This is a genomic window from Pseudomonas sp. S2_B10 (assembly GCF_054668425.1).
Genome location: NZ_CP162768.1, coordinates 244,632 through 268,577 on the forward strand (window position 1 = coordinate 244,632; position 23,946 = coordinate 268,577).

The window sequence follows — 23,946 nt, forward strand, 5'->3', positions numbered from 1 at the left end:
CCCATATCCAGTCGCACGAAGATAGTGATCTGCGTGACAGTGCTGCTGGCCGCTTTTGTGACATCTCTAATTCATGACCGTGTTCGTACGCCCGGGGCTGCCCTTACATCCCACAACTACACTGATCGTCCCATCGGCAGCTATTGGGTAAATGGTCACTGGGGCGGTAACGGAGGCGTGACCTGCTGTTGGAGCATCGATGGCAACACCGCTAAAGTTGCGTGGATTCTGAGCATGTCTAAAGCTCAAGAGGACCAGGGGATGAAGATCGAAAGACACGAAGTGCAAGTGCACTTACCCTCACGCAACCGCGGCGATGACACGTTGCATGTCTATTTTCTTCAGAACAATCGTATCGAGTTGATGTGGGCATCGACGGTGCTGGATCAGCTTCGTCACGAAACGGAAACCTTGCCACGCTGAAACACGGGTCGTTTCTCACTCCTTCCCGTGGCCACGTCCTATCATTTTCTCATCAAACCGGCGCCTTCCAGCTCAACATCTGCTGCTGCGCCACCTGCAGCAAATCATTGCCATCCTGCGTCAGCAGGTAAAGCGCATGGGTGATGTGTGGAATGTCCTGCATGTCGGCGTGCTTGAAGCATAGGCAATGCAAGGTTTCGAGCAGATCGGCAGAGGCACGGATGCGTTGAACGGCAGTTTCGAGGATGTCTTTCGGGTTGTCTTGGGTGTCGATTAGCAGCGTCGGGGTTTCGGTGACGTTGCTGCTGGGGGGAGATAGCGGCTTTGTAGCGGCTTAATTATTGGCATTTTGATTACTCAACTGTATTAGAAGGTAACCGCCATAGCCGTGACCAAACGTTGGGAGGCGCCCGTGTACAGGCTTGGTCAACCGAGAACAGTTCAAAACTCAGCTCGCCCGAACGCGTCCTTCACACAGCCGCGACAGCAGTGCACTTCGCGAACCAGAAGATCCGCGCAGGGCAAATGATGGCACATATGCAACGAACTTTTCTCAGGTGACCCAACCCGAACCACAGATTTTTCAGCGGCACCGGACAATGACCCTCCCCTCCACCTGCCGAAAGCAGACTAGCTTTTGTAGGAATTCGCCAAAACTTCTAAAGAAAGCCGCCGCAATCCCTAACAGCCGGCGTTCAGCTCGGTTAACCATCCCTTATCGCCGTATTCAAAATACTCTACTGAACCGCATGCCCTCAGCCATTCTGGCTGGCGCCCAGTGCGGCAGGTTCGAGTGAATCACGCCGAATTCTAGAACCGCCACACGGGAGTCCTCTCATGAACATTCGCGCTTTATCGCTCAGCGTCGCCCTCGCCTGCATCGCATTTGCCGGGCTGGCCCAGGCCAATGACACTTCTGCTACATCCAAGGTGGTGTCGTTGACTGAGCCACCAACGCAATTGTGCAAAGTGGTTACGGCCGATATGAAGTACATCGACAAAGCCGGTAATCCCGAGGAAATCAGCTACCGGAAATTGTCTGACGCATGCCGTCAACAGAACTGACAGACGCTTCTGATTTTCCGGTTGGCCATAGGCTTGGGGTGGCTTCGGCGGTTATGCTCGGGGCCTTCCCTACTGCCGCAAGGATTGGCCATGCAGTTGTCGTTCCGCACGTTGTCGAGCTTCACTTCAATCCTGTGTTTTCTGCTGGCGCTGGTCTGGGGATTTTTTCCAGAGGTGTTGCTGGCGATCTGGAGTATTGGCTATTCGGAAGGCACTGGCGTAGTCGCAAGGCGCAGCGCGGTGCTGTTTGCGGCGTTGGCGGTGATGTTTTGTTTGCTGCGCAATGCTCCGCCGTCAGTGGCACGCAGTGCACTGAGCAATGGTTTTATCGTCGGCTGTTTCGGTTTGGCGGCGTTGGGTTTTGGCGAATGGCTCAATGGCCATGCCGGCCCCGGAATTTTGCTCGCGGTGCTGGTCGAGTTCGCGCTGGGCCTTGGCTTTGTGCAGGCCCGGCGCGTGACGGTCGAACTGGGTGAAACGGTGGGTTAAACAGCTCGAGAACGAGCGCTGGTTTGATGGGTCGTGGTTTGTTGCGCGAGGTCGGAACGCAGGCCAGCGACCAGGTTGTTGATTTCACGGCAGCTGTTCAGGCGGCTGGCGTCGATTCCACTGACGTAGAGATCGGCTTGGTCGGTTCGATGGTCGCCAAATACTTTGACGGACATCGACAAGTCGGGTGACAACGTGCACTGGCAGCGTTTCGGCAAGAAGCTGCTTTCAATGATGTTGCGTAATTCCAAGGCAGATAAAAACATGGCGAACCCTCTCCTTTCTGTGCGATTGCCAATCAAGTATTCACGCTGACCCTCTGCTGCGCCTTCACGGGTGTGCCCCCGCTGTTTCCCTGGTGCGGCAAGTGGTGGTACTGCGAAATGCCCATTGGAGTGTAGGCGCCCAAATCCTGTGCGCCTCACCCAACGAACGCATAAAACGTGCCTTTGATCGGTTCGTTTTGCTCCCTTAAAAATCAAGCACTTGGAAATGTGGCCAGTATCCTGCTATTTGCAAATTGCATGAATCGACCACCCGTCCCCTGCAATCTGCAATCTTCGGGCAAATTTGCTTTCGAAGACTATGACGGCAAGAATGTCTCCCATTGCAATTCAACCCGCACGGAGGCCTCCATGAATTCCTTAAGCGTTTACGTGATCACCGGTCTGTTGATCGCCAACCTTTCCACCCTCGCCCACGCCGCCAAGATTGAAGACATCGCGCCGTATCCCAAAGCCGAAGCCGGGTTTACCCGACAAGTCATCCATCTGCCCAAGCAAGAGCAGGAAGAGAATTTCCAGGTTGAAATTCTCGCCGGCAAAACCCTCGAAGTGGATTGCAATCGCCAGCGTCTGGGCGGTGTGCTCGATGAAAAGAATCTGCAAGGCTGGGGCTATCCGTTCTATCGCCTGGAAAAGGTCATCGGCCCGATGAGCACGATGATGGCCTGCCCGCATGGCAGCAAGAAAAAGCGCGCGTTCGTTCCGGTCGTCGGTGATGGCTTCATGTTGCGCTACAACAGCAAGCTGCCAGTCGTGGTGTACGCGCCTTCGGACGTCGAAGTGCGCTATCGCATCTGGTCGGCGTCGGACAAAGTCGGCACCGCCCTGCAGGAATAACCGGAGCCCAGCCCTTGATTACTTGCCACGTCAGATATGTGATCGATCCTTACCAGTTACCCGCTTTCGAAGCCTATGCCAAAGCGTGGCTCGACATCGTTGAGCGCTTGGGCGGCACCCATCACGGCTACTTCCTCCCCTCGGAGGGCGCGAGCAACATTGCTTATTGCCTGTTCAGTTTCCCGTCGCTGGCCGATTACGAAAGCTATCGACATATTGCAATGACCGACCCGGAAAGCACCGCACTGGTTGCCGATCTGGTCGAGAAGAAATTCATCGTCAGTTACGAGCGCACGTTTCTGCGCCCGCTGCTGCCCTGATCGACATCACGCCGGCACGCCGCAAGCAGCGGCGCGTTCGGCGACATGGCGCAGGCTGTCGAAGTTGATGTTGGCCCCGGAGTCGATGGCGACGAATGTCTGATCGCGAACCCCACTGCGCGCCACGTACTGCTTGATCCCCGCAACAGCCAGCGCACCTGAAGGTTCAGTGATCGAACGGGTATCGTCGTAGATATTCTTGATCGCGGCGCAGAGTTCGTCATTGCTGACCGTGATCACCTCATCTACGCAGAAGCGGCATACCTCAAAGCCATACGCGCCGATCTGCGCCACCGCGACGCCATCGGCGAAGGTGCCGACGCTCGGTAGAACCACCCGCTCGTCCGCACTTAAAGCCGCTTGCAGGCACGCCGAATGTTCGGATTCGACGCCGATGATCCGCACTTCCGGGCGCAGGTATTTGACGTAGGCCGCGATACCGGCGATCAAACCTCCGCCCCCGACCGGGATGAAGATGGCGTCCAGCGCGCCTTGATGCTGGCGCAGGATTTCCATTGCCACCGTGCCTTGTCCGGCGATCACGTCAGGATCATCGAATGGTGAAACGAACGTGCATCCGGTCTGTTCGGCCAAATGCAACGCATGGGCCAGAGCAAAGGGGAAACTCTCGCCATGCAGCAATGCGTCGGCACCGCGACTGCGCACGCCGAGCACCTTGAGCTCAGGGGTGGTAGACGGCATGACGATCGTCGCGGCAATGCCCAATTCCCGTGCCGCCAGCGCTACACCCTGCGCGTGATTACCCGCCGATGCAGTGATCACTCCCCGCGCTCGCTGCTCATCGCTCAGTTGCACGAGTTTGTTGTAAGCACCACGGATCTTGAAAGAGAACGTCGGTTGCAGATCTTCGCGCTTGAGCAGGACCCGATTGCCCAATGCTTGCGACAATGCCGGCGCAGGCTGCAGCGGGGTACGCACCGCAATGTCGTACACCGGCGCGGCCAGGATTTTCTTTACGTAGTGCTCAAGCAGGGCTTGCTGGTCGGGGCTGTGCGGCATGGTCGTCTCCTGACATTTTTCAGAACCCCGGAGACAGAAAGTAAAAACCCGCCTCTAGGGCGGGTTGGGTGCTGCAGTCGTGAGCTAGCCCGCCAAATGAGGAATGGCGGTAATAATGCTTGGCTGGCAGCGCGATACGGTGAAAGTCATGGGCTGGAAATTAGCCTGCCAGCGGATGACAAGTCAATGGCCCGCTGCAGAACTTTGAATCTTCCGCAGAACTGAGCAGTCACTGCAAAGGAGAACAACAACTTCTGCTCCAAGCCGATGAAAGTGGAGATCGACCATGAATATCCGCCAAATGCTGTTCGCCGTCCCGCTGCTGGTCGCCGCCCTGTCCAGCCCTGCTGCTTTCGCCGTCAATGAAAGCGACGCCGTGAAAAAGCCCGAATGTCCGAAAAGCCAGGTGTGGGACAGTAAAACCCAGCAATGCGTACTGCAGACCAGCGGCTGACAAAAGCCCTGCTAAACTGGCCGAGGTTTTATTTCCAGGAAGATTTCCCCGTGCCCATTTCGTCCCGCGCTGCATTGCTGGTCATCGACGTTCAAAACGACTTCATTCCCGGCGGCCAATTGCCGGTGCCTGAAGGTGACCGGATTGTGCCGCTGATCAACCGTCTCGCGCGGCATTTCAGGCAAGTCGTGATTGCGCAGGACTGGCACCCGAGCGGGCATATATCGTTTGCATCCAGCCACCCCGGGCGCCAGCCCTACGACGTCATCGAATTACCGTACGGCGCACAAACGTTGTGGCCCGATCACTGTGTGCAAGCCAGTGTAGGCGCCGAATTTCATCCGGAACTGGATCTACCACACGCGCAATTGATCATCCGCAAGGGCTGCAATCCCGATATTGACAGCTACTCGGCTTTTCTCGAAGCGGATCGAAGCACCACCACCGGGCTCGCCGGCTATTTGAAAGAGCGCAGCATCGACACCGTTTACATGGTTGGCCTGACGCTGGATTTCTGTGTGATGTTTTCGGCGCTGGATGCGCGCGCGGCGGGTTTTAATGTCTGTGTGGTGCTGGATGGCTGTCGCGCGATTGATCTGGACGGTTCGCTGGCAGCCGCCATAGCGCGGATGCAAGAGGCCGGCGTCAGCCTGATTCAATCATCAGATGTCCGTTAGAATATTCAGGCCATGGCCGGCAACCACAGTCTGAATCGCGCCCCACCCAACGGCGAACTCTCAACGGTCAGCGTGCCGCCCTGCGCTTCCAGCGCGCGGCGGCAGATCGCCAGACCGAGGCCGAAACCACCCGTCGCGCGATCACGGCTGCGGTCGAGCCTGTAGAACGGTTCGAAAATCCGCTCGCGCTCATCGTCGGGAATGCCGATACCATCATCGTCGACCCATATCTCACACCCTCCGGCAATGACCTGCACACCGATCTGAATGCGCTTTTCGCAATAGCGCATGGCATTGCGCAACAGGTTCTGGATAGCCCGGGCGGTCAGGCGCGGATCCAGCGCGAAGCGTTCGAGTTGACCGTGCAGCAGAACGTCAATCACGATGTCTGGCGACTCCAGTTCCTCATCGACGCTGCCGAGAATGCTGTCGATGAACTCGTCCAGCGACACCTCGATGCGCTCGGGCAATTGCGCCGGATTCTGCAAGCGGCTGTAGGAAAGCAACTCCAGCACCAGTTCATCCAGTTCACGAATATGCGCAACCAGGCTCTGCAAACGCTCGCGACTGGCGGCTGGCAAGTCTTCGGACAACGCCAGCGCCAGGCCGAAATCCAGACGCGTCAACGGCGTACGCAGCTCATGGGAAACAGCGTTAAGCAGATCGCGCTGCTGGTTGAGCAGGTTTTCGATATCGCCGGCCATGGTGTCGAACACGTTGGCGAGGCTGCCGATGTTCGAACTAGGGGCGATTCTGGTTCGCTCGCTCAAATGCCCCTTGCCGAAGCGTTCGGCAGTGCCCTTCAAACGTTCAAGATCGCGCCAGTGCGGGCGCAACCAGAGCAGCAGGCAGCCGAGCAACATGGCGCCGATGAGCACATTAATGCTCCAGTACAACAGATCGACGTCGACCGGATCCGGCGGTACGACCATACGCACGGCCATGTCCGCATTCAGCGGAGTGACTGCCAAAGTTCGCCAGCCCCAATCGCCGATGCGCACCACGTTCTCACCACGGTGCAAACGTTCCTGCTCGATGGGCGTGAACACCGGGTCGTCGATTAGCGTCAGGACGATGTGCAGCGGCTGGAATTCCTTGTCCATCGCCGCCGCAATCGCCGGCCATTGCTCTTGCGGCGCAGCATGAAACTGCTTGGTGATCAGCGATTGCAGACCTCGGGAGAATTCCAGATTGTAGGTGACGAAGCGATCACGGAAGGCCATGACCACCAGATCCGGCACCAAATAGATCGCCGCACTATAGGAGACGATCGTCACCAGATACAGGCGAAACAGAATGCGAAACATCAGCTCAGCATTCCCATTCGGAGCGGCTGAACAGATAGCCCTTGCCCCACACGGTCTTGATCTTGCGCGCCTCGCCGGCGTGATCATCGAATTTGCGCCGCAGCTTGGAAATCGCCACGTCCACCGAGCGGTCAGTGCCATTGAATTCAATACCGCGCAGCCGCTGAAGAATCTGATCGCGACTCAGCACTTCGCCGGCATGTCGGGCCAGCACCACCAGCAAATTGTATTCGCCGCTGGACAGTTCAACCGCTTGATCACGCCAGGTCACGGTGCGCTCAGACAGATCGATGCACAGATTGCCCATGACGATCCGATCGTTGACCGCCAGCGGTTCGCCGAGGCTGCTGCGCCGCAACAACGTGCGCACTCGCGCCAGCAGCACTCGTGGCTCGCAGGGTTTGGTGACGTAGTCGTCAGCGCCCATTTCCAGGCCCAGTACCTGATCATGACTGTCATCGCGGGCCGTGAGCATGAGGATCGGCAGTGTCGCCGAATCGGCACGCAGCAAACGGCACACCTGCAAGCCGTCGAGGCCCGGCAGCATGAGGTCGAGAATCACCAGATCCGGCGGACTGATCCGCGCCCGCTCGCGCACATGGTCGCCACGGCCGATGACGCTGACGGAATAACCGTTGCGCTCCAGGTAGCTGGAAATCAGTTCGGCGAGGGCGGTGTCGTCTTCGACCAGGAGAATGTTGGGCATGGGGTGTTCCAGAGAATGCTGTGGCGACAGTCGGGACTCATTCGCTCGCACATTGAAATGCGATCTCCTGTGGGAGCGAGCCTGCTCGCGAAAGCGATCGAACTGTCGCAATAAATTTCAAGGCCTGCAGGATATACGCCCTCGCGCACCACCGAGCAAAACCCTTACACAATTTCACACAGCAGCTACAAAGCTTCACCGCTAACCTCCCCGTCTGGCCGTAGGATGCGGCCTTCAATATTGGGGGTTGTACATGTCTGGAAAACTGCTGGCCGGGCTCGGCCTGATCGCATTGGCGCTGACGCTGAGCGCCTGTGACTCATCCTCGAACGCCGAAGAGCAGACGCCGCCGGCTACGGTGCGCATCGAGACCATCAAAACCCAGCCATTGTCGATCAGCAGCGAACTGAGCGGCCGCATCGCCGCGCCACGGATTGCCGAAGTGCGTGCGCGAGTGGCCGGCGTAGTGTTGCAACGCACCTACCGCGAAGGCAGTGACGTGAAAAAAGGCGATGTGCTGTTCCGCATCGACCCGGCACCCTTCAAGGCGGATCTGGACAGTGCCGAAGCCGCGCTGCGCAAAGCCGAGGCCAACGCCTTTCAGGCCAGATTGCAAGAACAACGCTATGCGCAGTTGATCGAGGATCAGGCCATCAGCGGTCAGGACTACGACAACGCCCGCGCCGCTGCCCGGCAGACCGCCGCTGATGTCGCGGCCAGCAAAGCAGCGCTGGAACGGGCAAAACTGAACCTCGGTTATGCCACCGTGACCGCGCCGATTTCCGGCCGTATCGGTCGCGCCTTGGTCACCGAGGGTGCGCTGGTCGGGCAGAACGAAACCACGCCGCTTGCGTTGATTCAGCAACTCAACCCGATCCATGCCGACCTCACCCAGTCGACCCGCGAGCTCAATGAACTGCGCCGGGCATTGCGCTCCGGGCAGTTGCAGGAAGTCGGTCAGGATCAAGCGAAGGCCACGCTGATTCAGGATGACGGTAGCGTGTATCCGTTGCCCGGCAAGCTGCTGTTCAGCGACATCACGGTCGATCCCGGCACCGGGCAGATCATTGTGCGCAGCGAGTTTCCCAATCCGGATCTCGACTTGCTGCCGGGCAGCTTCATCCGCGTACGCCTTGAGCAGGCAACCATCCAGAACGGCATCACCGTACCGCAACGCGCGGTGCAGCGTGACAGTGCCGGCATTGCCCAGGTGCTGACTGTCGATGAACAGATGCGCGTGGCGCAGCAACCGGTGCAACTGGGTGCGGTGCAGAACAATCGCTGGATCGTCACCGGCGGCCTGAAGCCCGGCGACCGTGTTGTCATCGAAGGCCTGCAACACGCCCGTCCCGGGGAAAAGGTGCAGATCGACGAAACCCCACTTCCACTTGCCCAGACCACTGGTCAGTAAGCAGGACGCTTCTATATGCCGCAGTTCTTTATCGACCGCCCGGTGTTCGCCTGGGTGGTCGCCCTGTTCATTCTGTTGGCCGGTGCGCTGGCCATTCCGCAGTTGCCGGTGGCGCAATACCCCGACGTCGCCCCGCCGCAAATCGAGATTTACGCCGTCTACCCTGGCGCCTCGGCGCAAACCGTCGATGAAAGCGTGGTCAGCCTGATCGAGGAAGAGCTCAACGGCGCCGATCACTTGCTCTATTTCGAATCGCAGAGCAGCCTGGGCAGCGCGACGATCAAGGCAACCTTTCAGCCGGGCACCAATCCCGAGCTGGCGCAGGTCGATGTGCAAAACCGCCTCAAGGTGGTCGAGTCGCGCCTGCCGCAAGCGGTCAATCAGCAGGGATTGCAGGTGGAGAAGGTCTCTTCCGGTTTCCTCTTGCTGATCACTTTGACCTCCAGCGACGGCAAGCTCGATGACGTGGCGCTCAGCGATTATCTGGCGCGCAACGTGATGAACGAGATCAAGCGTCTGGACGGTGTCGGCAAGGCGCAGTTGTACGGCGCCGAACGGGCGATGCGGATCTGGATCGACCCGCAGAAGCTGATCGCGTTCAACCTGACGCCGGCCGATGTCAACGAAGCCATTGTTGCGCAAAACGCCCAGGTTTCAGCAGGTAGCATCGGTGATCTGCCGTCGCCTTCGACGCAGGAAATCACCGCGACAATTCTGGTCAAAGGCCAATTGTCGACGCCGCAGGAGTTCGCCGACATCGTGCTCAAGGCCAATCGCGACGGCTCCACGGTGCGCATCGGTGATGTCGCGCGCGTCGAAATCGGCAGTCAGGAATATCAGTTCGGTACACGCCTGAACGGCAAGCCGTCCACCGCCGTCGGCGTGCAGCTGTCTCCCGGCGCCAACGCACTGAACACCGCGACGCTGGTGCGGGCGAAGATGGATGAACTGGCGCGCTACTTCCCGGCCGGCGTGGAGTACAAGATTCCGTACGACACCTCGCCGTTCGTCAAAGTCTCGATTACCAAAGTGATCTACACCCTCGGTGAAGCGATGCTGCTGGTGTTTGCGGTGATGTTCCTGTTCCTGCAAAACGTGCGCTACACGCTGATCCCGACGCTGGTGGTGCCGGTGGCGTTGATGGGCACTTTCGCGACCATGCTGGCGCTGGGGTTCTCGATCAACGTGCTGACCATGTTCGGCATGGTGCTGGCCATCGGCATTCTGGTGGATGACGCCATCGTCGTGGTGGAGAACGTCGAGCGGATCATGGCCAGCGAGGGCCTGTCGCCCAAGGAAGCCACGCGCAAGGCGATGACGCAGATCACCGGGGCGATCATCGGCATTACTCTGGTGCTGGTCGCGGTGTTTATTCCGATGGCGTTCATGCAGGGTTCGGTAGGGGTGATCTATCAACAGTTCTCGCTGTCCATGGCCACCTCGATTTTATTCTCCGCGTTCCTCGCCCTGACCTTGACGCCGGCGCTGTGCGCGACATTGCTCAAGCCTGTCGGCAAAGGCGAGCATCACGAGAAGTCCGGATTTTTCGGTTGGTTCAATCGCCGATTTGAGCAATTGACCGATCGCTATCAGGGTTGGGTCGGCTATGCGCTCAAGCGTACGGGTCGCTACCTGATGATCTACGTGGTCCTGCTGATTGGACTCGGAATCTGTTTTGCGCGCCTGCCCTCCTCGTTTCTGCCGACCGAGGATCAGGGCTACACCATTACCGATATTCAATTGCCACCCGGCGCAACGAAGAACCGTACTGTACAAGTAGCCGAGCAGCTCGAAGCGCACAACGCCGGTGAGCCGGGAATCAGTGACAGTGTGGTGATCCTGGGTTTCAGTTTCTCCGGTAGCGGGCAGAACGCAGCGCTGGCGTTTTCGACACTCAAGGATTGGTCGGAACGTGGCAGTGACGATACTGCCAGCTCAATCGCCGACCGCGCCAACGCGGCGCTGAGCCAGATCAAGGACGCCATGGCCTTCTCGGTGCTGCCGCCGCCGGTGGATGGCCTTGGCACGTCCAGCGGTTTCGAGTTCCGCTTGCAGGATCGCGGTGGTCTGGGCCATGCGACGTTGATGCAGGCGCGTACGGAACTGCTCGCCGCCGCCGAGAAAAGTCCGGTATTGATAAACGTCCGTGAAAGCGCGCTGGCCGAAGCACCGCAAGTGCAACTGATCGTAGACCGCAAGCAGGCGAATGCCTTGGGCGTTTCGTTCGCCGACATCGGCAACGTGCTGTCCACTGCCGTGGGTTCGAGCTACATCAATGACTTCCCCAATCAGGGCCGCATGCAGCGGGTGGTCGTGCAAGCCGAAGGTGATCAGCGCAGTCAGGTGGATGATTTGCTGAAAATGCATGTGCGCAACAACGCCGGGAACATGGTGCCGATGTCGGCCTTCGTTCAGGCCAACTGGATTCAAGGCCCGGCGCAGTTGACCCGGTACAACGGCTATCCGGCGATCGCGATATCTGGTGAACCGTCACCCGGGCACAGTACCGGCGAGGCCATGGCGGAAATCGAACGACTGGTTGCGCTGGGGCCGAAAGGTCTGGGTCAAGAGTGGACCGGTTTGTCGTTGCAGGAACGCCTGTCAGGCAATCAGGCGCCGATTCTGCTTGGCTTGTCGCTACTGGTGGTATTCCTGTGTCTGGCGGCGCTGTACGAGAGCTGGTCGATTCCGACCTCTGTATTGCTCGTTGTCCCGCTTGGTGTGCTCGGCGCGATACTCGCCGTGACACTGCGCGGCATGCCCAACGACGTGTTCTTCAAGGTCGGACTGATCACCATCATTGGTCTGTCGGCGAAGAACGCGATCCTGATCATCGAGTTCGCCAAGAGCTTGTATGACGAAGGTCACGATCTGATCGATGCGACGTTGCAGGCCGCGCGTTTGCGTCTGCGGCCGATCGTGATGACATCGCTGGCGTTCATTCTCGGTGTGGTGCCGTTGGCGATTGCAACTGGCGCGAGCTCGGCAAGTCAGCAAGCAATCGGCACAGGTGTGATTGGCGGGATGATCACTGCGACACTGGCGGTAATCTTCGTGCCGGTGTTTTTCGTCGTGGTCATGAAGCTCGTACAACGATTCACCAAACAACGCTGATCAAACTGTGGGAGCGAGCCTGCTCGCGAATGCGTCCGGTCTGCCAACATTAATGTTGAATCTGCTGACGTCTTCGCGAGCAGGCTCGCTCCCACAAGGATTGGCCAACATCATGCGCAGTGGCCACATCTGTCATCGCTGGGCTAAGGTGGTGAAACCTCCCTCGCCTACCGAGCTTTCATGCGCTTCCTCGCCCGCACCCACCCTCGCCTTTCCGCTGCCGCCTCGCTCGGCCTCGCCACCGGCCTGTTGGTCCCGGCCGGTTCCATCGTCAGCAAAATCCTCATTGGCTGGAACGTCGGTGTCTGGACATACCTGATTCTGATGTTCTGGCTGACCATACGCGCCAAGGCCCCGGACGTGCGACGCATCGCCGAAGTCGAAGACGAGAACGCCGGGCTGGTGCTGTTTGTGGTGTGCATTGCCGCGTTGGCCAGTCTCGCCACCATCACCCTTGAACTGGCCGGCAGCAAAGACCTGGAAACCTCACGCAAACTCATGCACTACGGGTTCACAGCGCTGACAGTGACCGGCTCATGGCTGCTGATAGGTGTGATCTTCTGTGTGCACTACGCCAGATTGTTTTACACCTGGGACGGCAAAGAGCCGGCGCTGCGTTTTGCTGAAGGACTGACCACCCCCAATTACTGGGATTTTCTGTACTTCTCGTTCACCATCGGCGTGGCTGTGCAGACTTCGGATGTGGGTGTTGCAACGCGGGATATTCGAAAAATTGTGCTCGCGCAGTCGCTGATCGGTTTTGTGTTCAATACGGCGATCCTCGGGTTCTCGATCAACATTGCAGCAGGATTGTTCGGCTGAAAAACACGGCTTGTTCTGGCAGTTCAAAGCTCACAAAAACGTACGCCTGTAAACTGTCAACACTGACAGTTTACAGGCGTACTGTATTCACGCTTCCATACAACATCCAGAAGTAGGACGGGTCAGTCTTTGGATGTCCCCAACCATATTGTATGGAGATAAAACTCATGAGCTATGCAGCCCGAGCCTACACGACGATCTCTCCGGTTTTAGCGCCGACCTATTTGTCAGCCACTATCAACGGCGATGCCAACCCAAACTACAGGTTTGTCAAAATCCCTCAATTCATGGAGTTTCGATCTACCTCTGTACCTTCCTTCGGGCCGAAGCCCTACCCGGAAGGCCTGCGTTACGTCCTGACAGCTGGACACACTAAGGATGGTGTGACGCGTACGCTTGAGTTTGTGTTCCCTTTTAAACCCCAATCGTCGACCTATGACCTCTCCAAAGATAGCGATGATGTCAGAAGTACCTACTATTCCAATCCTGCGACGGGTGATCTGCACGTCTCTGTGAGCGGGAGCCTGACATTGAAATATGACGACATTAAAAAAACCCTGAGTGGCACTTGGTCCGGCACATATGACCATGGTGGAGAGAGCGGCAACGAAGAGTTTCCGATCACTGGGGAGTTTGTCGCTAACGCAGACCTGAGCAAGAGAAAAAACGCTTACTGACTACGACAAAAAGGAAGCTGCGAGGCTTCCTTTTTTTAATGCTGATGCAATCAGAAACTGAAGCTCAGCCCGACACTCCCTCCTAGCTCCTGGTCAGCTTTGCTGCCCCTGCTGGTCCCTATCTCGCCATACAGTTGCCATTTGTTATTGGCCGGAACCCAATTGAGGCCCCCGGTCAGCTCTAGGCTGGTGCTGGACAAATCGTTGTTGAATCCAGTGTCATTCACGCTGACACGATTATTGTTGACGAATTCATGACTTAACGCCGCGTGCAGCCTGGGTTGCAATTTTCCGCCATTGTTCAGCACCACCTCGCGGCCAACGGTCATTCCGACCTTGCCGAGCAATGAGCGGGTCTCGTTGCTGTCTACCTGCAGTCCGTTGTCCAACTTGTAGTCCTTGCCTTTTACCGTCGCAACACCAACCTGAGCAGAGGGTTCGATGAAGTAACCTCGGTTAAAGACTATATGCTTACCCACTTCGACGGTTCCACTGATGCCGAGATTATCGAAGTCACCCTTTGTTCGAGTGTCATCGCTCAAGGTGACTTTGACGTCATTACTGAAACGGTTGATTTTGCCAACGGTATCCACGTAATACCCGGTCGTTTCGTCATACCAGGACAGATACATCCCGCCATAGGTGCTGTTGATCGTGCCGGCGCTGCCGCGGGCCAGGTTAAGGCGAGTGGTGCTGTAGCCACCAAAAACCCCGATCAACCATTGGCCATCACCTATCGGTAGTGGCGTGTCCACCCCCAATGAGACGCCAGTCTGATTTTGTTTATAACCATCACCGTAGGCATTCTTGACGTTGTACTGATTGGCATGAGTGCGTATCCACAGGCCGCTGGTCGCGTTTTGATTATCTGAGTCCAGTGCCGCAATCGATCGCGATCGCGGCTGAGTGCCGGCCATGCGACGGTCGCCGAGGCGGGTATTGAGAGTGGTCATTTCCGAATAGATAACAGTAGGAGCGGTACCGGCAATTGCCAATGCAGTTTGTGAACCAGTGCTCGGCGTTGTCCCATCAGGCCGCAGGAAAATACCTTCGCCCTCTCGCACCAGTTTGTACGCCAAAGCACCACGATCAACCTGACCGTTTCTCAGATCGAACTCAGCATCCCCGCCAGCGATGTTAGCCACTTGAAGCGGTGCACCGGTGACAGGTTCGCTGGCGCTTGCACCAACTACCAGCTCGTGACGGCCACTGGCTGATTCCGTGACATTGAGAAAGTCCGTTTCACCGGTGGACACGTCAGCATCCAAAAAAACCGGCCGTTGCCTGACAGGTTGGCAACATCCAGACGGACGAACTCGGCGGGCGTGCCGAATCTGACGTTCCCGCCCTGCATTTCGAGATTCGATAACGAATTGCTGCCAACCAGGTTCCATTCAGCGCCACGCCCGATGGACATAGCGCTGACGCCAGTAACCGAACCGTGCAGGATCGAGTCGTTATCCAGCATCACGACGCCAGTCCCAGAGCCCTGAATGTTACCGGTGAGTATGCTTCGGGTATCGAGCGAAACAGAATCGACGTTGGTCAAATCGCCGTCAAGGCTGGCATTGTTTTGCAAGAAAACCGCGGCGGTCCCGCCGTCAGCAACCGCTACATTGCCGGTCAACTGGCTGTCGTCGATTTGAAAGCGCGCTGCTGCTCCATCGATGACCTCCAGGATATTACCGTTGCCGCCGATCAGATTCGAACGGTTAGCTATTTCGATCAATACCGGTTGATCGTCCGGCGTCGCAAAATCGACTTTGATCGCTGCGCCGGTGCGACCCTGCACGGTTGACGCATCAACCTTCAACACGCTCTGTGCGGTGACATCGCTCGGGTTCAGGACGGTATCCTTGCCAAAGATGATCCCATTCAGTTCTCCGATGACCTCGCTGGCTGCACTGACATTGGCGTTGCCGCCATAGAGTTCGAGACCAACACCATCGGCGTCGGTCCCTTCAACCCGGCTGTCCACCAGATTCAACGTACTGAGGGATGTCACCGCTGCACCCGAAAAACCGCCTGTCAACGTACTGCCAGTGACGGTCGCTGTTGAGCCAACGGGAATATTCAGGTCGCGCGCAAGCGACATTGCTCTGCCATCGCTGGACAGCGTACTTCCGGATACCACTGCCGAGCTGTCGGTCAAGCTCAGCGCAGTGTCGAAATTGCTAGCAGTCACCGTTGCCGCGTCCAGAGACACTCGGGCGTCTGCTGAGGCTTCAATCTGTGAAGTGCTGGCGGAAATCGCGTTTAACGTCCCACCGCCGACAACGATGTTCAGCGTATCACCGCCATTGACGTTAAGCGTGGCAGTGGCAGGGATGAACCAGGCTTCTGGCGTAGCACCGACGGATACGGTTTCGACTTCACCAGGATTGAGATTTCGGGAAAAGGCCGTCTCGGATATTGCGATCAGTAATGCTGCACAAGAGAGCGTGCCAGTGAGTTTCAAAAGTGTCGGTCCCAAGCTATTTTCAAACGTCATATACACTTCTCGTTGAGGTTTATCGGGACGGAAGAAGGACGGTTCAGACGTACATGTTCCATCAGACGACCTTTGTAGGCGACGCCGGAGAATACCTGCTAGTCTGGACTTTCTCTGTAGGACTAATCCTCTTAGTAGGTGGGCTTAATCGCCCACTCGCGACATTTCGAGATGTTTCTTGCTTCCCCAATTAAATTGCATTGCCTGAAGAGGCTGGCTCTCCGGCAATGCAATGATCGCGAATGCCGTTTATGGAGCAGGCGCAGGATCCCAGCCCGGTTCCGATTCGCAGTACAAGAAGTCAGCATTGAGCAGGTAGACAATCATTTCCTGAACTTCTGACGTGGTTACAATTGGCGTCGAATACCAGATTTTGACATAACCTGCGTAAAAGTCGGTCGGATCAGGCGTGGTAGCAGGTGGACGAGGAAGATTACGAATAAAAGGTGCGTATGGCACTTCCCAAAGCATCCCCTCCGTTAACTCGAGCGAAGTGATCGCACGAGTATCGGAAAAAACCGTATCCGGCGGTGCGTCTATGGTGTATTTATCGTCATGCCAGCCTTGCCAATTGAATGTGATATTCATCCCATCGGTGAAATGATCATTAGGTTTGATCTTGAACGTCGCAACGTGATCATCCCCCGTCAAGCTCTCGCAAATAATGTATGGGTCTTCGGTGCCATCTGTAGGTGGGCGTTGGAATTCTGGCTTATCGAGAACGATGACTACAGTATTGACAGTTACCGTCTCCTTTGCCGAGTCTTGAGTATTATTCCGGGCGGGGTTTTCATATGTCCACCAAGCCTCTTTAAGCCCGATACCACCCGGACCGACAACGGTATATGGCAAATCTATCTGAACGACATTATTGATATTCGACTGAGTCATTTGAATGGAATTAACGATAATTTCGCCTTGATCCCCAAGATACTTCAGGGTAACCAGATCGCCCGGTTCGGGATCGGGAAACGACGTCCCGGCGGTGACAGGCGAGACATCGATGTGAGCCTTGGCTGTCTGATCGACATCCTGAGGGCCCAGTAAGTTATCCGTGACAGGTGGCTGTCCGCGGACGATCAGTTTCCGGAATTCGGGATTAACTTCAGGGGGCGGGGTCGTCGGGTCGACGGTATAAGGCGGATGCGTCGAGAAATCTGTTTTGACAGTTGTTGATCCGTCGTCGATGGATAAGCCGCCACGCATCAAGTCAGCTTTGACGACCACGTCCAATTCAAAATTCGTACCCGTCTGGTTATCAAAGTATTGTTTGCTCAGACTCGACCAAGGAATGGTGAACTCCAGCTCCGTGAGTGCGTTGAATGGCAGATCCTGGGCTGGTTGAGCGCCGTATGTCAGGCTCACTACGTCGGTGCCGATTGTATCTACCAACCGGCTGACTTTTACCTTCACACCTGCACGCGCATCTTTTAAATCGATCAGACCATCTTCGTTTGCCGGGACGGTAATGACGCCCAGTTTGGGAAGTGGCAGAAAACGCACGTTTTTGAAATACACGCCCCATGCGCTCTGGTTGCCAGCAGCGTCAGTAATGATGAACCAGATGAAGGCCCGGCCGCTCGTTACCTTGCGTAGCTCTGCGGTCGGGATGGACAGCTTGCCATCGGTGGGCATCGGTCCGTTGAAAAAAGGGGGCACCTGCGGAGGGTTGGTACGTGTACCTGCCACGTACAGGGTCAACGTGTCATCCGGCTGAACGTTGGCGTAGCCGGTATCAATTTGTACCTGCAATCCCCCTTCGTTACCTGGCTGACCTGCCCATGTGTCATCCAGATCCCCGGGGGCATTTGGAAACGTGGCTGGCGGAATTGTTCTGGCGCCTGGAACCTGTCCTGGATTTGTACCTGTTTGTGCAGGTTTCGCTTGCCAGGCACCAGTACGGTCGATAAAAAACTTCATCACAGGACCGGTCAGCGGGTTGAGCCCCCGCTCATACAGCACGCTACGCACCCAGATCGGCGTCGGCCCCACCGGGGTTGCATCCTCACCCAGAAATTCGGTAGGCACTGTGATCGGAAAATCTACAGGACGGCTGGCCACGTCGCCGAGGTTTACCCTGTTTAACCGCGTGAAGTCTGTCGGCAGCGGATTGGCAGGAGGCTGGGTTCGCGTAACGTCAAGGGCGATCTGATCTCTGCTGTTAGGATTCGACCACACATTGGTCTTGACCATAAGTGTCAGCGCGGCGCCCACAGGTATCGCAGCTATCGGAATGATGTCCTGGTTCGTGCCGCGCCCGTCTGGCAATTCGGGGGTAGGTGCGACCAGAACGCCCAAGGGTGTGCCTGACTCCGCAGTTTGAATACTTGTCATGTGCCTTCTCCATTGCGTAGAAAATGTTTTTTGATCCATGCATCTTCGACAATGACGAATGTCGCCAACTGCAGTCGTAATATCGCTGCTACTGTTGCGGCCTGATCACTTCATCCAACTTGCATCCGAGCAATACTTGCTTTCTCCCGGAATTTTCCTGTCTACCTTCACCAGCCCGGTAAACGAGCGAAAGATAGGTACACCGTCGCGCAATAGTTGGTAATTAACTAAGGCCGAATCGTTTTCCTCCATGGGTTCTATATGTGAAGCAAAGGGCTTGATTACAATCTTCACTGGCTCCTTGGTCACAACATCTGTCACAACCTCAGTAAAGTTAAACACCTGTGTCAAAGGGTTTCCCGACCCGTTTAAAGAATCCCATGCCTGCCAATCCAGGCTGAGGACATCCGCAAGCTGAAACAAGTCATCGAAAGGAATTTCGATACGTACCCCTTCCCAGATAAACAAGGCTTCCGGATCGCCGGGATGGTTCTTGTAACATCCGATATATCCCCAAGCATCCGCATCGGGAAAAGTAACCTCCTTCAAAAGTTGCGGCGGCTTAACTATCGCAAAAGTCAGGCGTCGTGAAGGTGACGTAGTAGGGTTGATCGAACGTACTGTGTAGAAAAGCTCAAACGTAGCCACATCCGGAAGTTTCTCGGGAGCTACTGGAATACGAAACTCCGGCGCATCGTCCGCGGCCCCATACTCGCCAAAGGCGACGAAATCAGGGTTACCAACAATGAAAATTTCAACACGATCTTTATTCACGCCTGAAACAGGAAAGTTCGGCCAGCGGTCAATAATACAAACGATGCCCACCTGTTTTGCGTCCGGCGGCAATGTTCCGGCCGGGTCAAGCGGATCGACGCCTTCCACTCGTGGCAGGCTCAGAAGCACGCCGGGATTCAATGGATCGCTGGAGGTAATCGGCGTTTCGATCGGCATGGAATTTCTCACTGGCTGGTCATCTAGGCCTGAAAGAAATTAAGCGCTGGTATTGGAAAGATGCCTACTGTCAGATCTGACAGGTAAAGCAACCGTTTGTCGGAAATCCATTTTGCCGTGACTGCTTCCGCTGCATTTGAAGGTTGACGGCTCACGGTCAGATAGTGTCTTCTGAAACCGGTTTCAGCGGTATCCATGCCGTTAAAACGCTACATTTCAAAAATAAGGTCTGACCCATTGAACGACTTCTCCGCCGCCCAGCGCAGCCGCGTGACCATGCTTGATGTTGCCGAACGCGCTGGTGTATCCAAGGCCAGCGTCTCGCGCTTCATTGGCGACGACCGCGCGCTGCTCTCCGATGCCATTGCCCGGCGCATCGAGCAGGCGATTGATGAACTCGGTTACCGCCCCAACCAAATGGCCCGCGGTCTGAAACGCGGGCGCACTCGGCTGATCGGCATGCTCGTCGCCGATATCCGTAACCCCTATTCGATTGCCGTGATGCACGGGGTGGAAACCGCCTGCCGTGCGCACGGCTACAGCCTGGTGGTGTGCAACACCGACCGCGATGACGAGCAGGAACGCCAGCACCTGGCGCTGTTGCGCTCGTACAACATCGAAGGGCTGATCGTGAACACGCTGGGCCATCACCGGGACGAACTGCATGAGCTGCGCCGCGAGATGCCTATGGTGTTGGTGGATCGCAAGGTCGACGGGCTCGACAGCGACATGGTCGGGTTGAACAACTCGCAAGCAGTAGAGATGGCGCTCGCGCACCTTGAGCAGCGCGGATATCAGGATTTATTGCTGGTAACCGAACCGTTTGATGGCACCAGTTCGCGGATCGAACGGGTCAGCAGTTTTCAAGCGCAGATTGCCCAACGCTCGGCCCTGACCGGGGCGGTGCTGGAAACCGGCGATGATCTGAAGGCGCAACTTCAAACTTTTTTAAACACCCACGTTGACGGTCCGAAAGCACTGTTTTGCGCCAATGGCGTGGCGGCGCTGGCGGCGACTCACGCGTTGCGCGCACTCGGTGTGCGCTTGTTCGAGGATGTCGGGCTGCTTGCCCTGGATGATCTGGATTGGTATCCGCTGGTGGGCAGCGGGATTACCGCGCTGGCACAGCCGACGCAAGAGATAGGCGCGCGGGCGTTTGAGTGTCTGCTCAAGCGCTTGCGCGGGGATGATGAGGTGGCGCGAATTGTGGATTTTGCGCCGGTGCTGATTGAGCGGGGTTCGACCCGAGGGATTGGCGGCGTCTGATCTGGCGCTTTCGCGAGCGGGCTCGCTCCCACAGGTGACCGTGTTGCAAATGTGGGGCGAGCCTGCTCGCGAAAGGGCCTGCAAAAAACTACAGAATCACCTGATTTTTTTTGAACAAAAATGAAACCGGTTTCAGAGGTCAATAACAATGAATAAACCCGCCGTTTCCATCAGTCTGTCCAGCTACGGCGCCGAGCTCGTGCGCCAGCGTGGGCAGGATTGTTTTATCGACATCCTCGCGGCAGCCGGGGCGAATCGCATCGAGTGGCGTGAAGAGCTGCTGACCCGTGAAGACCCGGCGCAACTGGCTCAGGCTACCCAGGCGCAGGGCCTGCAAAGCATTTATTCCTCACCTACCGAACTCTGGCTCGCAGGGCAAGCGCAGCCAAATCCCGAACTGATTACCGCGCTGCAACAGGCCCAGGCATTCGGCTCGAAATGGCTGAAAGTGTCCCTCGGTTATTTCACCGACAACTCTGATTTGCAGGCACTGGCCGAGCGACTCAAGCAAAGCCCGGTGCAACTGCTGGTGGAGAACGACCAGACCTTGCAAGGCGGACGTATCGAGCCGTTCCAGCGTTTCTTTACCGCCGTCGAGCAACACAACCTGCCGATCAAGATGACCTTCGACATTGGCAACTGGCACTGGCAGGACCAGTCCGCCGCCAGCGCCGCACGCGCGCTCGGCCGTCACGTCGGTTATGTGCATTGCAAAGCCGTTGCGCGCCGCGCCGACGGCAAACTGATCGCCGTACCGCCGGCCATCAGCGATCTGCATCTGTGGGAACAACTGCTGCGGCACATGGACCAAGGCGTTATGCGCGCCGCCGAGTACCCGCTGCAAGGCGATGATCTGGTGCAACTGACCCGCGAACACGTCGCCGCCCTCGCCCGCCTCGGTCAATCGCGCCTGGAGCCAGCTCATGTCTGAGATCGATATTCTTTCTTTCGGTGAAACCATGGCGATGCTGGTCGCCGAGCAGACCGGCGATCTGGCCAAGGTCGAGCAGTTTCACAAACGGATTGCCGGGGCCGACAGCAACGTCGCGATCGGCTTGTCGCGCCTGGGTTTCAACGTCGCGTGGCTGAGCCGGGTGGGTAACGATTCGCTCGGACGCTTTGTGGTGGAAACGCTGATCAAGGAAGGTCTGGATTGCAGCCACGTCGAAGTCGATAAAAACCAGCCAACGGGTTTCCAGTTCAAATCGCGCAACGACGATGGCAGCGACCCGCAGGTCGAATATTTCCGGCGCGGTTCGGCGGCCAGTCATTTGTCGCCGAACTCCATCAGCGACAACCTGCTGAGCGCCCGCCATTTGCACGCCACCGGTATTCCGCCGGCGCTGTCAGGTTCCAGCCGGGAAATGTCCTTCGAGCTGATGACCCAGATGCGCAACGCCGGGCGCAGCGTGTCGTTCGACCCGAATCTGCGCCCGAGCCTGTGGGCCAGCGAGGGCGAGATGATCCGTCAGATCAACCGCCTCGCCGCCCTTGCCCACTGGGTGCTGCCGGGGTTGAGTGAAGGTCGCTTGCTCACCGGTTTCGACGACCCGGCCGACATTGCTGCGTTCTATCTGGATCAGGGCGCCGAGGCCGTGGCGATCAAGCTCGGGCCTGCGGGTGCTTATTACCGCACGCAGCTGGATCAGGGTTTCGTTGCCGGCGTGCCGGTGAGCAACGTGGTCGATACCGTGGGTGCCGGAGATGGCTTTGCGGTCGGCATGATCAGCGCCCTGCTCGAGCACCAGAGTTTTGCCGAGGCCGTGCAGCGGGCGAACTGGATTGGCAGTCGCGCGGTGCAGAGTCGCGGGGATATGGAGGGGTTGCCTTCTCGCTTGGAGTTGACCGCTGAATTCGCGAGCAGGCTCGCTCCCACAGGGGAACGCATTTCACATGTGGGAGCGAGCCTGCTCGCGAAGAAGCCCGCCTGATCACCGCAAATCAATGAACCTGCTGCGACAAAAACAACAAGCTCAGGAGTCACACCGATGAAAACTGCAACCCTCGCCACCCGCCGCTGGTGGTACATCATGCCGATTGTGTTCATCACATACAGCCTGGCCTATCTTGATCGCGCCAACTACGGTTTTGCCGCCGCGTCGGGCATGGCCGAAGACCTGATGATTACACCGGGTCTGTCCTCGCTGCTTGGTGCGCTGTTCTTTCTCGGTTACTTTTTCTTTCAGGTTCCCGGCGCGATCTACGCGCAAAAGCACAGCGTCAAGAAGCTGATTTTCGTCAGCCTGATCCTCTGGGGTGGTCTGGCCACGTTGACCGGCGTGGTGTCCAACGCCTATTGGCTGATCGTCATTCGCTTCATGCTCGGCGTGGTCGAAGCGGCGGTGATGCCGGCGATGCTGGTGTATCTGTGCCATTGGTTCACCCGTGCCGAACGTTCGCGGGCCAACACCTTTTTGATCCTCGGTAACCCGGTGACGATGCTGTGGATGTCGGTGGTGTCGGGCTATCTGGTGCAGCATTTCAGCTGGCGCTGGATGTTCATCATTGAAGGTCTGCCGGCGGTGCTGTGGGCGTTTATCTGGTGGCGTCTGGCCGACGACCGCCCGGCCCAGGCCAAGTGGCTCAATGAGCAGGAAAAACACGATCTGGAAAGCGCGCTGGCCGCTGAGCAGGTCGGGATCAAAGCGGTGAAGAACTACGCCGAGGCGTTCCGCTCGCCGAAGGTGATAATCCTGGCGCTGCAGTTTTTCTGCTGGAGCATCGGCGTCTACGGTTTCGTTTTGTGGCTGCCATCGATCCTCAAGGCCGGCGCGCAAATGGACATGATCGAGGCTGGCTGGCTCTCGGCGCTGCCGTATCTGGCGGCCGTGCTGGGCATGCTCGCGGTGTCGTGGGGTTCGGACAAATTGCAGAAGCGCAAACGCTTCGTCTGGCCGCCGCTGCTGATCGCTTCGATTGCGTTTTATGGCTCGTATGCCTTGGGCGCCGAACATTTCTGGTGGTCGTACACGCTGCTGGTGATTGCCGGCGCCTGCATGTACGCGCCGTACGGGCCATTCTTCGCCATCGTTCCCGAGATCCTGCCGGCCAACGTCGCTGGCGGCGCCATGGCGCTGATCAACAGCATGGGCGCGCTCGGTTCTTTTGGCGGCTCGTATCTGGTCGGCTATCTGAACAGCTCGACCGGCTCGCCCGGCGCTTCCTATCTGCTGATGAGCGGCGCGCTGTTGCTGTCGGTGGTGTTGACCATTTTCCTCAAGCCCGGCGCCAGTGATCGCGTCGTCGCCAAAGCCGTCGCCACGCCGCGTGTGCCGGCGCATTCCTGAAAGGACTTTTG

Annotated in this window: 22 protein-coding genes and 2 pseudogenes; 15 read left to right on the plus strand and 9 right to left on the minus strand. The window is 57.4% G+C overall.

Going from position 1 to position 23,946, the window contains the following annotated elements:
• Positions 1-33: 33 nt before the first annotated feature.
• Complete coding sequence (locus tag AB4O45_RS00980; RefSeq protein WP_460160954.1) at positions 34-423, plus strand: DUF3304 domain-containing protein; 390 nt, start codon at positions 34-36, stop codon at positions 421-423.
• Positions 424-475: 52 nt separating this feature from the next.
• On the opposite strand, the pseudogene AB4O45_RS00985 reads toward AB4O45_RS00980, so the two are convergent.
• A pseudogene (locus tag AB4O45_RS00985) lies at positions 476-771 on the minus strand (hypothetical protein).
• Between the two features lie 489 nt (positions 772-1,260).
• On the opposite strand from AB4O45_RS00985, the gene AB4O45_RS00990 reads away from it, so the two are divergent.
• Entirely contained in the window at positions 1,261-1,488 is a 228-nt protein-coding gene (locus tag AB4O45_RS00990) for a DUF2790 domain-containing protein (RefSeq protein WP_186569133.1), read from the plus strand.
• 90 nt (positions 1,489-1,578) lie between these two features.
• Positions 1,579-1,977, plus strand: a complete 399-nt coding sequence (locus AB4O45_RS00995) for a hypothetical protein (RefSeq protein WP_076562707.1) — start codon at positions 1,579-1,581, stop codon at positions 1,975-1,977.
• Here AB4O45_RS00995 and AB4O45_RS01000 read toward each other — a convergent pair.
• On the minus strand, positions 1,974-2,243 hold the full coding sequence (locus tag AB4O45_RS01000; protein ID WP_016774885.1) for a DUF1652 domain-containing protein: 270 nt from the start codon (positions 2,241-2,243) through the stop codon (positions 1,974-1,976). The two genes, AB4O45_RS00995 and AB4O45_RS01000, sit on opposite strands and share 4 nt — an antisense overlap.
• A gap of 369 nt (positions 2,244-2,612) precedes the next feature.
• On the opposite strand from AB4O45_RS01000, the gene eco reads away from it, so the two are divergent.
• Positions 2,613-3,098 carry a serine protease inhibitor ecotin gene (gene eco / locus AB4O45_RS01005; RefSeq protein ID WP_460160955.1) on the plus strand — a complete coding sequence of 162 codons (486 nt, stop codon included), beginning with the start codon at positions 2,613-2,615 and terminating at the stop codon, positions 3,096-3,098.
• Positions 3,099-3,112: 14 nt separating this feature from the next.
• Positions 3,113-3,418: an NIPSNAP family protein gene (locus tag AB4O45_RS01010; protein ID WP_056789713.1), complete on the plus strand. Its 306-nt coding sequence runs from the start codon at positions 3,113-3,115 to the stop codon at positions 3,416-3,418.
• A 30-nt stretch (positions 3,419-3,448) separates the two neighbouring features.
• On the opposite strand, the pseudogene ilvA reads toward AB4O45_RS01010, so the two are convergent.
• A pseudogene (gene ilvA / locus AB4O45_RS01015) lies at positions 3,449-4,438 on the minus strand (threonine ammonia-lyase, biosynthetic); the annotation flags it as partial.
• Between the two features lie 286 nt (positions 4,439-4,724).
• Between ilvA and AB4O45_RS01020 the strand changes: the two are divergent.
• Entirely contained in the window at positions 4,725-4,892 is a 168-nt protein-coding gene (locus AB4O45_RS01020; protein WP_460160956.1) for a hypothetical protein, read from the plus strand.
• 50 nt (positions 4,893-4,942) lie between these two features.
• On the plus strand, positions 4,943-5,569 hold the full coding sequence (gene pncA / locus AB4O45_RS01025; protein ID WP_460161529.1) for a bifunctional nicotinamidase/pyrazinamidase: 627 nt from the start codon (positions 4,943-4,945) through the stop codon (positions 5,567-5,569).
• 5 nt (positions 5,570-5,574) lie between these two features.
• On the opposite strand, the gene AB4O45_RS01030 is transcribed toward pncA, so the two are convergent.
• The gene (locus tag AB4O45_RS01030) at positions 5,575-6,876 is read right to left on the minus strand and encodes an ATP-binding protein (RefSeq protein ID WP_460160957.1); all 1,302 of its coding nucleotides are present in this window, start codon (positions 6,874-6,876) and stop codon (positions 5,575-5,577) included.
• Between the two features lie 4 nt (positions 6,877-6,880).
• Complete coding sequence (locus AB4O45_RS01035; RefSeq protein ID WP_016774890.1) at positions 6,881-7,582, minus strand: response regulator; 702 nt, start codon at positions 7,580-7,582, stop codon at positions 6,881-6,883.
• Positions 7,583-7,835: 253 nt separating this feature from the next.
• Between AB4O45_RS01035 and AB4O45_RS01040 the strand changes: the two genes are divergently transcribed.
• The 4 genes from AB4O45_RS01040 to AB4O45_RS01055 all read left to right on the plus strand — a co-directional run bounded on the left by AB4O45_RS01040 (position 7,836) and on the right by AB4O45_RS01055 (position 13,606).
• Complete coding sequence (locus AB4O45_RS01040) at positions 7,836-8,993, plus strand: efflux RND transporter periplasmic adaptor subunit (RefSeq protein WP_252867688.1); 1,158 nt, start codon at positions 7,836-7,838, stop codon at positions 8,991-8,993.
• 15 nt (positions 8,994-9,008) lie between these two features.
• Positions 9,009-12,107 carry a multidrug efflux RND transporter permease subunit gene (locus tag AB4O45_RS01045; RefSeq protein WP_460160958.1) on the plus strand — a complete coding sequence of 1,033 codons (3,099 nt, stop codon included), beginning with the start codon at positions 9,009-9,011 and terminating at the stop codon, positions 12,105-12,107.
• A gap of 180 nt (positions 12,108-12,287) precedes the next feature.
• Positions 12,288-12,929 carry a DUF1345 domain-containing protein gene (locus AB4O45_RS01050; protein WP_460160959.1) on the plus strand — a complete coding sequence of 214 codons (642 nt, stop codon included), beginning with the start codon at positions 12,288-12,290 and terminating at the stop codon, positions 12,927-12,929.
• A 167-nt stretch (positions 12,930-13,096) separates the two neighbouring features.
• Positions 13,097-13,606 carry a hypothetical protein gene (locus tag AB4O45_RS01055; protein ID WP_056789698.1) on the plus strand — a complete coding sequence of 170 codons (510 nt, stop codon included), beginning with the start codon at positions 13,097-13,099 and terminating at the stop codon, positions 13,604-13,606.
• 50 nt (positions 13,607-13,656) lie between these two features.
• Here AB4O45_RS01055 and AB4O45_RS01060 read toward each other — a convergent pair whose 3' ends face one another.
• From AB4O45_RS01060 to AB4O45_RS01075, 4 genes are all read right to left on the minus strand, one after another.
• Positions 13,657-14,862 (minus strand): autotransporter outer membrane beta-barrel domain-containing protein, encoded by a 1,206-nt coding sequence (locus AB4O45_RS01060; protein ID WP_460160960.1) that lies wholly within the window; start codon positions 14,860-14,862, stop codon positions 13,657-13,659.
• Entirely contained in the window at positions 14,796-16,097 is a 1,302-nt protein-coding gene (locus AB4O45_RS01065; RefSeq protein WP_460160961.1) for a hypothetical protein, read from the minus strand. Before AB4O45_RS01065 ends, AB4O45_RS01060 begins: the two co-directional genes overlap by 67 nt.
• 249 nt (positions 16,098-16,346) lie before the next feature.
• On the minus strand, positions 16,347-18,431 hold the full coding sequence (locus tag AB4O45_RS01070) for a hypothetical protein (RefSeq protein WP_460160962.1): 2,085 nt from the start codon (positions 18,429-18,431) through the stop codon (positions 16,347-16,349).
• Between the two features lie 105 nt (positions 18,432-18,536).
• Positions 18,537-19,382, minus strand: coding sequence for a hypothetical protein (locus AB4O45_RS01075; protein ID WP_252867692.1), 846 nt, complete (start codon positions 19,380-19,382; stop codon positions 18,537-18,539).
• 237 nt (positions 19,383-19,619) lie between these two features.
• On the opposite strand from AB4O45_RS01075, the gene AB4O45_RS01080 reads away from it, so the two are divergent.
• The 4 genes from AB4O45_RS01080 to AB4O45_RS01095 all read left to right on the plus strand — a co-directional run bounded on the left by AB4O45_RS01080 (position 19,620) and on the right by AB4O45_RS01095 (position 23,935).
• The gene (locus AB4O45_RS01080; RefSeq protein WP_150635144.1) at positions 19,620-20,648 is read left to right on the plus strand and encodes a LacI family DNA-binding transcriptional regulator; all 1,029 of its coding nucleotides are present in this window, start codon (positions 19,620-19,622) and stop codon (positions 20,646-20,648) included.
• Positions 20,649-20,796: 148 nt separating this feature from the next.
• Positions 20,797-21,579 (plus strand): sugar phosphate isomerase/epimerase family protein, encoded by a 783-nt coding sequence (locus AB4O45_RS01085; RefSeq protein ID WP_150635143.1) that lies wholly within the window; start codon positions 20,797-20,799, stop codon positions 21,577-21,579.
• Positions 21,572-22,579: a sugar kinase gene (locus AB4O45_RS01090; RefSeq protein ID WP_150635142.1), complete on the plus strand. Its 1,008-nt coding sequence runs from the start codon at positions 21,572-21,574 to the stop codon at positions 22,577-22,579. Before AB4O45_RS01085 ends, AB4O45_RS01090 begins: the two co-directional genes overlap by 8 nt.
• 57 nt (positions 22,580-22,636) lie before the next feature.
• On the plus strand, positions 22,637-23,935 hold the full coding sequence (locus tag AB4O45_RS01095; RefSeq protein ID WP_076562678.1) for an MFS transporter: 1,299 nt from the start codon (positions 22,637-22,639) through the stop codon (positions 23,933-23,935).
• Positions 23,936-23,946 lie beyond the last annotated feature (11 nt).